This is a genomic window from Yoonia sp. TsM2_T14_4, from assembly GCF_049602355.1.
In the GTDB taxonomy this organism is placed as follows: Bacteria; Pseudomonadota; Alphaproteobacteria; order Rhodobacterales; family Rhodobacteraceae; genus Yoonia; species Yoonia vestfoldensis_A.
Window position 1 is genome coordinate 1,375,453 of record NZ_CP187137.1, and the last position, 14,013, is coordinate 1,389,465.

Sequence of the window (14,013 nt, forward strand, 5' to 3'; positions counted from 1 at the left end):
ATTATTGCAGAAGCAGTCTAGCCCACGCTGGCCAAAAATGGAAAGCGTTCCAGCAACCAAAAGCTGAACGCCGCGAACTGGCCGGTCAGCATCATCAACCCCACGGTCCATAATAAAAGGCCCGATGTCGCCTCGATCTGGCGCATATGGCGTTTCATCCAGCCCATGACGCCCTTGAGCCGCGGGAAAAACGCCGCGACCAGCAGAAACGGAATACCCAGACCCACCGCATAGGCCCCCAGCAGGACCGTGCCGCGCCCGACATCCGCCTCTGACGCGGCAAGGCTGAGGATCGCGCCCAGCACCGGCCCCAGACAGGGCGTCCAGCCAAAGGCAAAGGCCAGCCCCAAAAGATAGGCCCCAAAAGCTGACCCGCCCTTGTCGCCCGCATCAAGCCGCATTTCGCGGTCCAGAAAACCGATGCGGAACACGCCTACAAAATGCGCGCCCAGTACCATCACGACCAGCCCCGCGCCGATCACGAAATATTCCTGCACCCCGATCAGCATCCGCCCCATCGTGGAAAAGGCGATCCCGAGCAGCAGGAACACCGTGGACAGGCCCATCACGAAAAACAGCGCAGCGATGAATACGCGCCTGCGCGCGGTGCTGGCTTTTTCCATTTCAGTCACGGACACGCCGCCCATATAGGCCAGATAAGGCGGCACGACCGGCAACACACAGGGGCTGAGAAACGACAAGACCCCCGCCGCCAAGGCGACGATCATGGCAGGCAGCAAACCTGCGTCAAAGATCAATCCGGTGTCCAACATCACGACGTTCCTAGACCAGCAATCGCGCAGCGTCACGCCCTGTTGCGTCACATCTTGGTGGACAAAGTGAAACATCCCCCCCAGATTGCGGCCATGACATATGACGCTGAACTTGATGCGCGCGGGCTGCTGTGCCCGCTGCCTGTATTGAAGGCACGCAAGCGCCTTGGCGCGCTGGCCTCTGGCCAGGTATTGCGCATGACCGCCGATGACCCCGCCGCCATCGTCGATGTGCCGCATTTCTGCGCCGAGGCGGGGCATAAGATGCTGGACTGTCAGGATACGGACGGCGCGCAGGTCTATCTGATCCGCAAGGGCTGAGAGTTGAAGGGGCGCTGCCCCTCTCCCGGATTACATCCGGGACAAGATGAGTATTTTTGGAAATAAGAAGTCGGCAAAGAAAAACGCCGCCCCGTGACAGGGCGGCGTTTTGTTTGTTGTCTTGTGGCCTGTTATTTTCCGAGTGACCACCAGCCTTTGCGGCGCGGTTTGTCAGCAGCGGGTTCCGGCGCAGAGTCAGGCACGGGCTGCGGTGTGGGGGCCGGTTCTGCTGCGGGCGCGCTATCGGTGGGGGCCTCGGCGACAGGGTCTGGCACCGCGGCAGCCGCGGGCTCGGCCGGTTTCGGCTTTGCACGGCTGCGGCGCTTGGCAGGGGCCGGCACATCTTCGGTCACGGCGATTTCGGCCGTAGCCACAGGCTCTGGGGTCGCATCCTGCGCAACAGCAGGTTTACGGCGACTGCGGGTCCGTTTTGCCGGTGTCGCGTCTTGTGCAGGCTCCTGTGCCGCTTGGGCTGCGACGGGCGTGTCTATGACAGCTTCGGCGACAGTTTCTACCACCTCTTGCGGGGCGGCATCGGCGGATTTGCGGGTCCTTGTGCGGCGACGCTTGGGCTTGTCCTCGGAGGCAGCAGTATGGGCGGGTTCGGACACGGACAAAGCCTCGTCCTCGGCATCTGACGGTTCTGCACCCTCGGCCTGCGGGGCATCGCCCGCGCCGGTCCGCCGCCGCCGCCGCCGCCGCCGCTTGCGCTTGGGCCGGTCTTCGCCGTCGGCCTCGGGGGCGTCGAGCACGGCGGCTGCGGCTTTGGGCGTAGGTGCGACTGCGTCTTCTTCGTCTTCATCGGGGGTTTCGATGATCAGATCGTCGTCTTCGTCGTCGTCCATCAACAGCGCGCTGGCCACGATCGGTGCTGCTTCGGGGACAATGCGGGTTGCGGTCTTGAACTTTTCCACCACGAAATCGGGCGAGATCAGCACAGGGTCACATTCGACCCTAACAGACATGCCGTAACGCGCCTCGATCTCGGCGATGTTTTCGCGTTTGCCGTTCATCAGGAAATTGGCAATCGCGATGGGAGCACGAACCAGCACTTCTTTGCTGCGCGCGCGCACGCCCTCTTCTTCCAATTGGCGCAGGATCGACAGGGCCACGTTGTCATCAGAGCGCAACAGGCCGGTGCCATGGCAATGGCTGCACATTTGCGTCGTCGCCTCGAGCATGCCGGGGCGCAGGCGCTGGCGCGACATTTCCATCAGGCCAAAACCGGAAATCCGGCCGACCTGAATGCGCGCGCGGTCTGTTTTCAGCTTGTCCTTGAACCGTTTTTCAACGGCAGCATTGTTCTTGCGTTCGTCCATGTCGATGAAATCGATCACGATCAGACCGGCAAGGTCACGCAAGCGCAGTTGGCGCGCCACCTCGTCGGCGGCTTCAAGGTTGGTTTTCAGCGCGGTCTGTTCGATCGAGCCTTCCTTGGTCGCGCGGCCAGAGTTCACGTCGATGGCGACCAGCGCCTCGGTGATCCCGATCACGATATAGCCGCCAGAGGGTAATTGCACCGTGGGATTGAACATGCCCGCAAGATAGGTTTCGACCTGATAGCGCGCATAGATCGGCATTGGTTCGGCGTAGAATTTCACGTTTTTTGCATGCGACGGCATGATCATCCGCATGAAATCCTTGGCCGAGCGATAGCCCGCCTCGCCCGCGACGATGACCTCGTCGATATCCTTGGAATACAGATCGCGGATCGAGCGTTTGATCAGATCGCCTTCTTCGTAGATTCGCGCAGGCGCGATGGATTTCAGAGTCAGTTCGCGGATCTGTTCCCACATCCGTTGCAGATATTCGTAATCGCGCTTGATTTCCGCCTTGGTCCGCTGTGACCCGGCGGTGCGGATAATCAGACCCGCGCCATCGGGCACGGTCATTTCACCGGCGATTTCCTTGAGCTTTTTGCGGTCCACCGCATTGGTGATCTTGCGCGAAATGCCGCCACCGCGCGCGGTATTGGGCATCAGCACGCAATACCGACCCGCCAGCGACAGATAGGTGGTCAGCGCCGCACCCTTGTTGCCGCGTTCTTCCTTGACGACCTGGATCAGCAGGATCTGGCGGACCTTGATGACCTCTTGGATCTTGTAGCGGCGCGGGCGCGGTTTGCGCACCGGGCGCATGTCGTCAATATCGTCGGTTTCAGCGACGCTTTCGATGGCATCATCAGCCGTCGCATCGTCGATATCTTCGTCGGCAGCAGGGGTTTCGACCGGCGTTTCGCCGACCAGTTCCATCGGCGAGCTGCCTTCAAGATCGTCGTCCAAGTCAATCGTTTCCAGACCGACCGGATCATCGCCAGAGGTCACAACAGCATCGCTGCCCTCGACCGGGGCCGCGCGCACCTTGCTGCGCGTGCGGCGGCGGGGTTGTTTGGGCGCGTCTTCTGCGTCTTCCTCGGCCTTGAGGCTTTCGGCATAGGCGCGTTCTTCGGCCATCAGCGCCTCGCGGTCGGCGACCGGGATCTGATAGTAATCGGGATGGATTTCCGCGAACGCAAGAAAACCATGCCGGTTTCCGCCGTAATCGACGAAAGCGGCCTGCAGCGATGGTTCGACTCGTGTTACCTTTGCAAGGTAGATGTTGCCAGCCAGCTGGCGTTTGAATTGGCTTTCAAAATCAAATTCTTCGACCTTGTTGCCGTCCACCACCACCACGCGGGTTTCCTCCGCATGGGTGGCATCGATTAGCATTTTCTTTGGCATTTTGTCCATTCGCACATGGCGCGGCAGGCCCCCCAGGGGGTGCGGCCGTCCGCGTGATGTGTCTGATTGTGGCGTGCGTCGCGCGGGCAGATGCCGGGCCCCTCGGGGCCGTCATGGTCTTGCCTGTATGTTGCGCGCGTTGCATCGCGGTTCTTCTCCGACCCCGGAAATGGTCCGAGGCCCGTTCAAGGCCCGGTCGGCGCTTTTGGGCGCGCGGCGCAGGGCGTTTTTCTGACCCCAAGGGATCAAATCAGCCGCCGCAAAGAGGATGAAACCAGCTTTGGGCAGAGAATCTCGATCGGGCATCACCGCGCAACCAAAGCACGAGCACCCGTAATGAATACATAATGGAGATTTGCCCCCCTGCACAAGTGGCTTGCTGCACGGGGGCTCAAATGGCGGTTAGCGGGGCGAGAGGCAGCTTGCGGGGCTAGAGATAGTCCGACCGTTGCAGGCTGTATTTGGCCATCTTTTCGTTCAAGGTCCGGCGTGGCAGACACAATTCATCCATCACCGCAACGATAGACCCGCGATGCCGGCGCATCGTGTTGTCGATCAGCATCCGTTCGAAGGCTTCGACAAATTCTTTCAGCGGTTTGCCTTCCGTCGTCATGGCGGATTGGGAATCTTCAGTCTCGGTCATCAAAAGCGACGCGATAGAGCCGCTGCCGCGCCGGTTTTGCAACACGGCACGTTCTGCCACGTTGATCAGTTGGCGCACATTGCCCGGCCATGGGGCCTGCAACAATTGCGCGGCTTCCTGCGCGCTGACTTGCGGTGCGTCACAGCCATATTCATCGGCGAATTGTTCCCCCAGACGGGTGAACAGGGTCAAAATATCCTCGCCACGCTGGCGCAGCGGCGGCACGGTGATCCGTAGCGCGGCCAGCCGATAGAACAGATCAGGGCGCAGCACGCTTTCGCAGGTCTTGTCCTGTTCTTGCAGATTGCAGATCGCCACAATGCGGGTTTCTGCAGGCGTGCCCTGATCATTGATCGCGGTCAAAAGCCGCGACTGCAAGGCATGGCTGAGAGTTTCGATATCTTCCAGCACCAGCGTACCGCCACGCGCTTCTTCAATCGCGGGGATCGGTTCGTCGTCATGCGCAGGCCCAAAGATGATCCGCGTCAGCGTGTCCTCATCATAGGCCGAACAGCTGAGCAGCACGAATTTGCGGTTGGCGCGCGCACCGACCGCATGCAGCGCATGGGCAATTAGCGTCTTGCCAGTGCCGGTTTCACCTTCGATCAGCACATGGCCGTCCGCCTGCCCCAGATCAAGAATATCCTCTTTCAGCCGTTCCATGCTGGGCGACTGGCCGATCAGTTTTTTCATCAGCAAACTGCCGTCGGACAATTCACGCCGCAGCGCGCGGTTGTCCAGCGTCAGGCGGCGGGCGTTGGCGGCCTTTTTGGCCAGTTCGGTCATCCGGTCGGGGTTGAACGGCTTTTCCAGAAAATCGAAGGCCCCGATCCGCATCGCCTCGACCGCCATCGGCACATCGCCGTGACCGGTGATCATGATCACCGGCAAGGTGCTGTCCACGCCTTTGAGCTTTCTGAGAAACTGCATCCCGTCCATGCCGGGCATCTTGATGTCGCTGACCACGATACCGGGGTAATCGCTGCCAAGGCCCTTGAGCGCGTCTTCGGCGCTGGCAAAGGTTTCGGTGTCAAAGCCCGATAGGGCCAGCCATTGGCTGATCGACTGGCGCATGTCCTTTTCGTCATCGACGATTGCGATCTTCATGGCTTTGCTCATCTTGTCTTCCTATTCTGCCGCAGCCTGGCCCAGCATATAGGCCGGCAGCTGGACTTCAAATATCGCCCCGCCATCCGCTGCATTGCGCGCGGTCAAGCGGCCACCAAGGTCGTTGACGATCCCCGAAGAGATGGCAAGCCCCAAGCCCACCCCGTCGCCGGGCTGTTTGGTGGTATAGAACGGTTCAAATAATTCATCGAGGTTTTCGATCCCTTCGCCGTTGTCGCGGATTTGCAGGCTGACGGTATCGCCGACCGCCAAAAGGATCTCGATTGTGGGGTTGTCGGATGTCTTGGTCGCATCCAGCGCATTGCGCAACAGGTTGATGATCACCTGTTCCAGCCGCAGCCTGTCGCCCATGATCATCACAGGTTCGGTGGGCAGGGTGCGGACGATATTGACCGAGCGCGTTTTCAACTGCGGCTCCATCATCGCCAGCGCCGTTGAAACGGCAGCGCGTGTATCCACCGGCTCGAACGCGTCAGACCCCTTGCGTGCATAGGATTTCAACTGCCGCGTAATCGCGCCCATCCGTTCCAGCAGATCGTCGATCCGCTGGAACGACGACAGCGCCTCGTCCGGTCTTTGACGTTGCAGCAACAGCCGCGCGCCCGCCAGATAGGTTTTCATCGCCGCCAGTGGCTGGTTCAATTCATGGCTGACCGCCGCCGACATCTCGCCCAAAGCCGCCAGTTTCGATGATTGCGCGATGGTCTGTTCGGCCACTTGCAGCGTTTTCTCTACCCTTTCGCGCTCGGCGATTTCCCGCTGCAAACGGCGGTTCAATGCGCGCAGTTCCGCCGATTCCCGCTGGAACAGCACCAGCCGCGATGCGGTCTGGCGCGACATGACCCAGAAACTGACCGCCAGAATGATCGCAAAGCCCATCACCTGCAGCGCAAGGATGCCATTCACCTTTTCACGCACCGAATCGTAGGTGGTGAAATTGACGATCTGCCAGCCTTGATGCGGCACACGGGCTTCGCGGCGCAGCACCGCCTCGCCGCGCAAATAGGCCTCGGCGGGGGCCATGGCCCAGCTTTGCGTGGCACGCAACGCGCGCTCGATCGCCGATGATGCCGGTTGGCGCGCCAGCGCATCGCGTTCCTGCAAACCGCGCCACAAAGGTTCGGTGGACATGATGATCTTGCCTTGGGCATCGGTGACGAACACCGCATCCGTCACACCGGCCCAGCCACGTTCCATGCGGCCAACATCAACCTCGACCATGATCGTGCCCAACACCTGCCCGTTGGATTCGATCTTGCGCGAAAAGATGAACGCATAAGCGCCGGTATCCATCCGAAAGGTCGAATAGACCGTCCGGTTACTGCGCAAGGCATCGACGAAATACGGCCTGTCGCTGTGATTGACGCCCAGCTCGTTGCGGTTCGTTGCCGCCACCGCGCGCCCCTCGCTGTCCAGCAAGGTCAGCGCCGCCGCCCCGATTTCATCAACAAAGGACATCAACCGCGCGGTCGAGCGTGAATAATCCTGGCTGTTCAGCGCGCTGATCAGTTCGGGATCACGCGCCAAAAGCTGCGGCACGACCGAATTGCGCTGCAGCTCGCTCATCAGATTTGCGCTGTAAAGCGCAAGGCGCAATTCCGACCGGTTGCTGATCGTCTCGGTATAACGCTGGGTCGTCAATTCATTGGTCACATACATGACGCTGGCCGCGAACAGCGTGAACAGGCCCAATGCGATCCGCCGATACCAGCGGCGCGCAGCCCGTTTCGACCCTTGTGGCACGGTGTCATTCATCGGCAGAGTTTACGCCGCGCGCTGCGGCGCGGCAACTCTCAAAGCTCAGGCCGCGACGACCTGCGCTACCAGTTCGCGGAAAAGCGCCTGCCCGTCTGTGCCGCCATGCCCCACATCCACCGCACGTTCAGGATGCGGCATCATCCCCAGCACACGGCGGTTAGCAGACACCAGCCCCGCGATACCTTCAACCGATCCGTTCAACGGCTGCGCATAGCGAAACGCGATCCTGTCATCGCCCTGCAACCGCGCCAGCATGTCAGGATCCACAGTGTAATTGCCATCGTGATGCGCCACCGGCAGCCGGATCGCCTGACCCGCCTGATAGCCGGCGGTAAATGCAGTGTCAGAGGTTTGTACAATTAAATCAACAGTCTTGCAGATGAACTTCAGGCCTGAATTGCGCATCAATGCCCCCGGCAACAATCCGGTTTCGGCCAACACTTGAAACCCGTTGCACACCCCAAGCACATAGCCGCCACGACCCGCATGGGCCACCACGGCGCGACAAATCGGCGATTGCGCGGCAATCGCCCCGCAGCGCAGGTAATCACCAAAGGAAAACCCGCCCGGAATAGCGACCAGATCAACACCATCAGGCAGGCTGGCATCCTTGTGCCAGACCATGGTCACATCAGCACCAGCCGCACGCAGGGCGACAGCCATGTCGCGGTCACAATTCGATCCGGGGAAAACGACAACAGCGGCGCGCATTTACAGCACCTCGATCCGGTAGCTTTCGATCACGGTATTGGCCAACAGCTTGTCACACATCTGCGCAATCACAGCCTCATCCGTGCCATCGGCCAGATCAAGCTCGATCAGCTTGCCCTGCCGCACCCCCTGCACCCCGTCAAAGCCAAGACTGCCGAGCGCATGGCGCACCGCCTCGCCCTGCGGGTCCAGAACGCCGGTCTTTAACATCACATAAACACGCGCCTTCATGGCCTTGCCTCGCTTTGTTTCAAATACTCAAAAATCAACGTCAGTTGATCAGGGTCGGCTTGGGCCGATGCGTGACATTGGACGGCATCACGCCAAGGCGCTTTGCAACCTCGGTATAGGCATCGGTCAGATTGCCCAGATCGCGGCGGAACACATCCTTGTCCAGCTTCTGGCCGGTTTCGATATCCCACAACCGGCAGCTGTCAGGGCTGATCTCGTCAGCCAGCAACAGACGGGGAAATTCATTGTCCCAGACGCGGCCAACCTCGATCTTGAAATCCACCAGCTTGATCCCGACGCCATACATCACACCCGACATCCAGTCGTTCACCCGCAACGCAAGACTGACGATATCATCCATGTCCTGCTGGCTGGCCCAACCAAAGGCGATGATATATTCCTCAGGAACCAAAGGATCACCCAGCGCGTCATCCTTATAGGAAAACTCGACAATCGGTCGCGGCAGTTGGGTGCCTTCTTCGATTCCCAAGCGCTTGGCCATCGACCCTGCAGCGACATTGCGCACGATGATTTCCAGCGGGATAATCTCGACCTGCCGGATCAGCTGTTCGCGCATGTTCAGGCGGCGGATGAAATGCGTGGGAATCCCGATCTGGCCAAGACCTGTCATGAAAAATTCGCTCAGGCGGTTGTTCAGAACACCCTTGCCTTCGATCACCGCGCGCTTTTCAGCATTGAATGCGGTGGCATCATCCTTGAAATATTGCACCAACGTTCCCGGTTCGGGGCCTTCATAAAGGATCTTTGCTTTGCCTTCGTATATTTTCTTGCGGCGCGCCATGCTGACCCCTTACCCCTTTCGCGCCCGTGCAAGGCGCTGACATGATCGCGTCTTAGTGCAAGCACCCCTTGCGGGCAAGCACCTGTGCAGCCATATCTGATCCAACCGTTCCAGCAAAACGAGGTTTGCCCTATGTCCACCTTCGACGATCGCCAGCAGGCCTTCGAGGCCAAATTCGCCCATGACGCGCAAATGCAGTTCAAGGCCGAGGCACGGCGCAACAAGCTCTTGGGTCTTTGGGCCGCCGCGTTGCTGGGCAAAACCGGCGAGGATGCGGCTGCCTATGCCATCGACGTCGTCAAATCCGATCTTGAAGAAACCGGCGACGAAGACGTGTTTCGCAAATTGTCCGGCGATCTGGGCGATCTTGCCGATACAGCAACGATCCGCGCCAAAATGGCCGCGCTGATGGCCGAGGCCAAGGCGCAGCTGATGACCGAACTTTGACCCGAAAAGACCCTGCCATGACCAATGCCTTGTCCAAGCTTCTTGAAACCCGCGACTGGCTGATGGCCGATGGCGCAACCGGCACCAACCTGTTCAACATGGGCCTGATGTCGGGCGACGCGCCCGAGATGTGGAACATCGACGAACCCGCAAAAATCCGCGCGCTTTATAAAGGCGCAGCCGATGCGGGCAGTGATATTTTCCTGACCAATTCTTTCGGTGGCAATGCCTCGCGGCTGAAACTGCATGGCGCGGAAGGTCAGGTCCATGAACTCAACAAGGTCGCAGCTGCCTTGGGCCGCGACATCGCCGATGCCTCTGGCCGGACCATCGTGGTCGCCGGGTCCGTTGGTCCCACGGGCGAGATCATGTCGCCGATGGGCACATTGACCCACGCACGCGCGGTGGAAATGTTCCATGAACAGGCCGAAGGGTTGAAGGCAGGCGGCGCGGATGTGCTCTGGGTCGAAACCATCTCTGCCGCCGAAGAATTCGCCGCCGCGGCCGAAGCCTTTGCGCTGGCAGGCATGCCCTGGTGCGGCACGATGAGCTTTGACACCGCAGGCCGTACGATGATGGGCCTGACATCTGCCGATATGGTGAAAAAGGTCGGCAAGCTCGCGCATCAACCGCTGGCCTTTGGTGCCAATTGCGGCACTGGCGCGTCGGATCTTTTGCGCACGGTGCTGGGCTTTGCCGCCGCTGGCCCGACCCTGCCGCTGATCGCCAAGGGCAATGCGGGCATTCCCAAATACCACGACGGCCATATCCATTACGACGGTACACCCGAATTGATGGCCGATTACGCCGTGCTGGCGCGCGACAGCGGGGCCACGATCATCGGCGGCTGCTGCGGCACGACGCCAGATCATCTGCGCGCCATGCGTAACGCCTTGGAGACCCGCCCAAAAGGCACAGCGCCAACATTGGACGCAATCACCGCGGCATTGGGCGGCTTCTCCTCTGCCTCTGACGGCACCGATGGCGCAGGGCCTGAGGCCGCCCCCCGCCGTGGCCGCCGCGCCAAACGCGACTAGGCCCATCTTGCGGGCGCGGTGAATTGTTGCACAATTCACCGTGCTCCTTGGCGAAGGCATAAAAGGTATCCAAGCACTCCCGGATTGCAAAGCGCGCCGCCCCAGGGCCGTGCGAACATGGCGTCAGATCATTGGTCATGGCGCTTGTGCGAACAAAAGCAGAATACCAACACGCCCGCGTCGGTCCCGCGACGGTGAATGTCGCAATTCATCGGGTGGCGGCGCGCAATTCGGCGCACTACAGTGACAATGACTTTCATGAGGGTTCCCATGGCCGACCAAGACGACGAAATCATCCTGTCCGAACTGAGCGACGAAGACCTTGTCGCGCAGATGTACGACGATCTGTACGACGGTATGAAAGAAGAGATCGAGGAAGGCGTGAACATCCTCATCGCCCGCGGCTGGACCCCTTACCGCGTGCTGACAGAGGCGCTGGTTGGTGGCATGACCATCGTGGGCCATGATTTCCGCGACGGTATCTTGTTTGTGCCAGAGGTGCTGCTGGCTGCCAATGCGATGAAAGGCGGCATGTTCATCCTCAAGCCCCTGCTGATCGCGACAGGCGCACCGCGCGTCGGCAAGATGGTGATCGGCACCGTCAAGGGCGACATCCATGACATCGGCAAGAACCTTGTCGGGATGATGATGGAAGGGGCCGGTTTCGAGGTGATCGACCTTGGCATCAACAATTCGGTCGAATCCTATATGGGTGCGCTCGAATCCGAACAGCCTGATATTCTGGGCATGTCCGCGCTGCTGACGACCACGATGCCTTACATGAAGGTCGTGATCGACACGCTGGTGGAAAAGGGTGTGCGCGACGATTACATCGTGCTGGTCGGCGGTGCCCCCCTGAACGAGGAATTCGGCCGCGCCATCGGCGCCGACGCCTATTGCCGCGATGCAGCCGTGGCGGTGGAAACCGCCAAAACGCTGGTCGCGCGCAAGCACAATCAGGGTGCCGTTCACGCGTGACCCTTTATTCGGGCGGCACCCGGTCTTACCTATGATCTATAGGAGAACCATTATGCCGCTCGAAAAACTTGCCATTATCCTTGCCGCCGTGATCGCGGCCTCTGGTGTGACCATCGCATTGGGGGCTTGGGTTGCGGGGGCGGCTGGCCTTGCGCCGATGCTGGGCCTTGCCGTCATCAGCATTGCCGTGCTGCTGGCCAGCGTGCTGTTGCGCCGCCACCGTGATCAGTGACGCAGAGCTAAGCCATGACGGGCTGCCGCCCGCCGGACAGGGCCAGATCCTGCTGATCGCCTGCGGTGCGCTGGCGCGTGAAATCCTTGCGCTGAAAGCTGCCAATGGCTGGGCGCATATGGACCTGCATTGCCTGCCCGCGATCCTGCACAACCACCCCGACAGGATCATCCCCGCCCTGCGCGCGGCTGTGGCGAAACATGGTGCAGATTATCACGATATCTTTGTGGTCTATGCCGATTGCGGCACCGGCGGGCTGTTGCAGGCCGCCTGCGACGACATGGGCCTGCGGATGGTTGCGGGGCCGCATTGCTATGCGTTCTTCGAAGGTGTCGATGTCTTTGCCGCCCGCGACGAGATGACCGCCTTTTACCTGACCGATTTTCTGGTCCGGCAATTCGATGCCTTCGTCTGGGAACCTTTGGGCCTGCACAAACACCCTGCCCTGCGCGACATGTATTTCGGAAATTACGAAAAACTGGTCTATCAGGCGCAAACCGATGATGCCGCCCTGACCGAAAAGGCGCAGGATTGCGCCGCGCGGCTGGGTCTGGCGTTCGAGAGGCGTTTTACCGGCTACGGCGATCTGGCCACGACATTGGCCAGCGTTACAGCGCCGCCGCCGCCGTCTGCCTGATCCTGTCCACCATGGCGCGCAAACCGTTGGACCGTTGCGCCGACAGATGATCGTTCAACCCCAACCGGCCCAATGCGGCAGACGCGTCGATCTTGACCACCTCGGACACAGGCTGGTCGTCATAAAGCGTGCGCAACACCGCGATCAGCCCGCGCACGATCATCGCATCGCTTTCACCACGGAAAGTGAACACATCATCCTTGATCTGGGGGACCAGCCAGACCTGACTGGCGCAGCCGTCTACCTTGGTCGCAGGCACGCGCAAGGCATCCTCCAACGGGTCCATCGCGCGGCCCATGTCGATAACATGGCGATAGCGGTCTTCCCAATCGTCAAGGAATTCAAATGTCTCGACAAGCTCTTCAAAGGCGGCATTAGTCATATCTGGGTTCCTTCAGTCTCGCCTGATCTAGCCTAAAGCGGGACGGTGACCACCTTTTGGCCTTTGACCGCCAGCCCGACCTTGCCTTCGCACAGCTGCAAGGCCACGTCGCCGAACACTTCGCGCCGCCAGCCGTTCAGGGCCGACACATCACGCATCCCCGCAGCCATGGCATCCAGATCGGCAGACGACGCGATCAGCTTGGGCGCAACGCCCGCATCATCGGTCACCGCTTTCAGCAGCACGCGCAGCATATCGGCCAGTGCGGGATTGACCTGCAACTTGGCACGGCTCAGGTCCGGTTCAGGCAAATCGCCAGGTTTGGCGGCCAGCCCAGCCTTGATACTGGCTAGGATACCATCGGCAATCTCGCCTTTGCGGGCCTCGCGCAACAACAGGCGTGACCGGTTCAAATCGTTTTCATTCAATGGCTTGGTCGAGGCAAGTTCAACCAGCGCATCATCTTTATACACACGGCTGCGCGGGATGTCGCGGGTCTGCGCATAGGTTTCACGAAACCGCGCCAATTCGCGCACGATCGCCAGAAACCGACCCGAAGTGGTGCGCGTCTTGACCCGCATCCACGCCTCGTCAGGGTTGGATTGATAGGTGGCGGGATCGTTCAGCACCGCCATTTCCTCGGCCACCCATTTCGTGCGGCCCGATTTGGCCAGCCGGTTGGCAAGATATTCGTAAACATCGCGCAGATGCGTGACATCGGCCAGCGCATATTCGGCCTGCGCATCGGTCAGCGGGCGGCGCGACCAGTCGGTAAAGCGGGACGATTTGTCCACCTCGGCCTTGGCGATCTTGCGCACCAATGTCTCATACCCGGCCTGTTCACCGAACCCGCAGACCATCGCCGCAACCTGCGTGTCGAACAAGGGCGCGGGGATCAAACCGGCATCGACGTGGAAAATCTCCAGATCCTGACGGGCGGCATGGAACACCTTGACGACACCGGGATCGCGGAACAGGTCATAAAGCGGGTCAAGCGATATGCCCTCTGCCAGCGGATCAACCAGCACAGCATCTTCGCCTGCCGCATCGCGATAGGCCATCTGCACAAGGCAAAGCTTGGAATAATAGGTTCGTTCGCGCAAAAATTCGGTGTCGACGGTGACATAGGCGCGCTTGGCGGCTTGGGTGCAAAATGCGGCAAGGTCGGCGGTCGTGGAAATAATCTTCATGCAATGTCCGTCGGTTTGTTGCA

Annotated in this window: 15 protein-coding genes; 6 read left to right on the forward strand and 9 right to left on the reverse strand. The window is 60.3% G+C overall.

Annotation, left to right across the window (positions count from 1 at the left end; translation table 11 throughout):
• Positions 1-17: 17 nt before the first annotated feature.
• Positions 18-773 (reverse strand): cytochrome c biogenesis CcdA family protein, encoded by a 756-nt coding sequence (locus ACPF9B_RS06770; RefSeq protein ID WP_040483099.1) that lies wholly within the window; start codon positions 771-773, stop codon positions 18-20.
• A 93-nt stretch (positions 774-866) separates the two neighbouring features.
• Here ACPF9B_RS06770 and ACPF9B_RS06775 point away from each other — a divergent pair, with 93 nt between their 5' ends.
• Entirely contained in the window at positions 867-1,094 is a 228-nt protein-coding gene (locus ACPF9B_RS06775) for a sulfurtransferase TusA family protein (RefSeq protein WP_007204649.1), read from the forward strand.
• 131 nt (positions 1,095-1,225) lie between these two features.
• On the opposite strand, the gene ACPF9B_RS06780 is transcribed toward ACPF9B_RS06775, so the two are convergent.
• The 6 genes from ACPF9B_RS06780 to purC all read right to left on the reverse strand — a co-directional run bounded on the left by ACPF9B_RS06780 (position 1,226) and on the right by purC (position 9,087).
• Positions 1,226-3,814 carry an Rne/Rng family ribonuclease gene (locus tag ACPF9B_RS06780; protein ID WP_424180174.1) on the reverse strand — a complete coding sequence of 863 codons (2,589 nt, stop codon included), beginning with the start codon at positions 3,812-3,814 and terminating at the stop codon, positions 1,226-1,228.
• A 430-nt stretch (positions 3,815-4,244) separates the two neighbouring features.
• Entirely contained in the window at positions 4,245-5,576 is a 1,332-nt protein-coding gene (locus ACPF9B_RS06785) for a sigma-54-dependent transcriptional regulator (protein ID WP_424180176.1), read from the reverse strand.
• 9 nt (positions 5,577-5,585) lie between these two features.
• The gene (locus ACPF9B_RS06790) at positions 5,586-7,340 is read right to left on the reverse strand and encodes a sensor histidine kinase (protein WP_007204646.1); all 1,755 of its coding nucleotides are present in this window, start codon (positions 7,338-7,340) and stop codon (positions 5,586-5,588) included.
• A 45-nt stretch (positions 7,341-7,385) separates the two neighbouring features.
• Complete coding sequence (gene purQ / locus ACPF9B_RS06795; protein ID WP_424180178.1) at positions 7,386-8,054, reverse strand: phosphoribosylformylglycinamidine synthase subunit PurQ; 669 nt, start codon at positions 8,052-8,054, stop codon at positions 7,386-7,388.
• Positions 8,055-8,285: a phosphoribosylformylglycinamidine synthase subunit PurS gene (gene purS, locus ACPF9B_RS06800; protein WP_007204644.1), complete on the reverse strand. Its 231-nt coding sequence runs from the start codon at positions 8,283-8,285 to the stop codon at positions 8,055-8,057.
• 40 nt (positions 8,286-8,325) lie between these two features.
• Entirely contained in the window at positions 8,326-9,087 is a 762-nt protein-coding gene (gene purC, locus ACPF9B_RS06805) for a phosphoribosylaminoimidazolesuccinocarboxamide synthase (RefSeq protein ID WP_007204643.1), read from the reverse strand.
• 132 nt (positions 9,088-9,219) lie between these two features.
• On the opposite strand from purC, the gene ACPF9B_RS06810 reads away from it, so the two are divergent.
• The 5 genes from ACPF9B_RS06810 (at position 9,220) to ACPF9B_RS06830 (ending at position 12,418) form a co-directional block, all read left to right on the forward strand.
• Positions 9,220-9,534 carry a DUF1476 domain-containing protein gene (locus tag ACPF9B_RS06810; RefSeq protein ID WP_424180181.1) on the forward strand — a complete coding sequence of 105 codons (315 nt, stop codon included), beginning with the start codon at positions 9,220-9,222 and terminating at the stop codon, positions 9,532-9,534.
• Positions 9,535-9,551: 17 nt separating this feature from the next.
• Positions 9,552-10,571 carry a betaine--homocysteine S-methyltransferase gene (bmt, locus tag ACPF9B_RS06815; protein ID WP_424180183.1) on the forward strand — a complete coding sequence of 340 codons (1,020 nt, stop codon included), beginning with the start codon at positions 9,552-9,554 and terminating at the stop codon, positions 10,569-10,571.
• A gap of 270 nt (positions 10,572-10,841) precedes the next feature.
• Positions 10,842-11,549, forward strand: a complete 708-nt coding sequence (locus tag ACPF9B_RS06820; protein WP_424180185.1) for a corrinoid protein — start codon at positions 10,842-10,844, stop codon at positions 11,547-11,549.
• Between the two features lie 52 nt (positions 11,550-11,601).
• Positions 11,602-11,781 (forward strand): hypothetical protein, encoded by a 180-nt coding sequence (locus ACPF9B_RS06825; protein ID WP_007204639.1) that lies wholly within the window; start codon positions 11,602-11,604, stop codon positions 11,779-11,781.
• Positions 11,771-12,418 (forward strand): DUF1638 domain-containing protein, encoded by a 648-nt coding sequence (locus ACPF9B_RS06830; RefSeq protein ID WP_424180187.1) that lies wholly within the window; start codon positions 11,771-11,773, stop codon positions 12,416-12,418. Before ACPF9B_RS06825 ends, ACPF9B_RS06830 begins: the two co-directional genes overlap by 11 nt.
• On the opposite strand, the gene ACPF9B_RS06835 is transcribed toward ACPF9B_RS06830, so the two are convergent.
• Both ACPF9B_RS06835 and rnd read right to left on the reverse strand, forming a co-directional pair.
• Positions 12,390-12,800 (reverse strand): SufE family protein, encoded by a 411-nt coding sequence (locus tag ACPF9B_RS06835; protein ID WP_424180189.1) that lies wholly within the window; start codon positions 12,798-12,800, stop codon positions 12,390-12,392. The genes ACPF9B_RS06830 and ACPF9B_RS06835 overlap by 29 nt on opposite strands.
• A gap of 32 nt (positions 12,801-12,832) precedes the next feature.
• Complete coding sequence (rnd, locus tag ACPF9B_RS06840) at positions 12,833-13,990, reverse strand: ribonuclease D (protein ID WP_424180191.1); 1,158 nt, start codon at positions 13,988-13,990, stop codon at positions 12,833-12,835.
• Between the last annotated feature and the right edge of the window lie 23 nt (positions 13,991-14,013).

Excerpts from the sequence above, each read along its gene's own strand:
- bmt (WP_424180183.1), top strand. The coding sequence starts at position 9,552 with ATGACCAATGCCTTGTCCAAGCTTCTTGAAACCCGCGACTGGCTGATG.
- ACPF9B_RS06780 (WP_424180174.1), bottom strand. The coding sequence starts at position 3,814 with ATGCCAAAGAAAATGCTAATCGATGCCACCCATGCGGAGGAAACCCGC.
- ACPF9B_RS06790 (WP_007204646.1), bottom strand. The coding sequence starts at position 7,340 with ATGAATGACACCGTGCCACAAGGGTCGAAACGGGCTGCGCGCCGCTGG.
- ACPF9B_RS06825 (WP_007204639.1), top strand. The coding sequence starts at position 11,602 with ATGCCGCTCGAAAAACTTGCCATTATCCTTGCCGCCGTGATCGCGGCC.
- ACPF9B_RS06785 (WP_424180176.1), bottom strand. The coding sequence starts at position 5,576 with ATGAGCAAAGCCATGAAGATCGCAATCGTCGATGACGAAAAGGACATG.
- purS (WP_007204644.1), bottom strand. The coding sequence starts at position 8,285 with ATGAAGGCGCGTGTTTATGTGATGTTAAAGACCGGCGTTCTGGACCCG.
- ACPF9B_RS06835 (WP_424180189.1), bottom strand. The coding sequence starts at position 12,800 with ATGACTAATGCCGCCTTTGAAGAGCTTGTCGAGACATTTGAATTCCTT.
- rnd (WP_424180191.1), bottom strand. The coding sequence starts at position 13,990 with ATGAAGATTATTTCCACGACCGCCGACCTTGCCGCATTTTGCACCCAA.
- purC (WP_007204643.1), bottom strand. The coding sequence starts at position 9,087 with ATGGCGCGCCGCAAGAAAATATACGAAGGCAAAGCAAAGATCCTTTAT.
- ACPF9B_RS06775 (WP_007204649.1), top strand. The coding sequence starts at position 867 with ATGACATATGACGCTGAACTTGATGCGCGCGGGCTGCTGTGCCCGCTG.
- ACPF9B_RS06820 (WP_424180185.1), top strand. The coding sequence starts at position 10,842 with ATGGCCGACCAAGACGACGAAATCATCCTGTCCGAACTGAGCGACGAA.
- ACPF9B_RS06810 (WP_424180181.1), top strand. The coding sequence starts at position 9,220 with ATGTCCACCTTCGACGATCGCCAGCAGGCCTTCGAGGCCAAATTCGCC.
- ACPF9B_RS06770 (WP_040483099.1), bottom strand. The coding sequence starts at position 773 with ATGTTGGACACCGGATTGATCTTTGACGCAGGTTTGCTGCCTGCCATG.
- purQ (WP_424180178.1), bottom strand. The coding sequence starts at position 8,054 with ATGCGCGCCGCTGTTGTCGTTTTCCCCGGATCGAATTGTGACCGCGAC.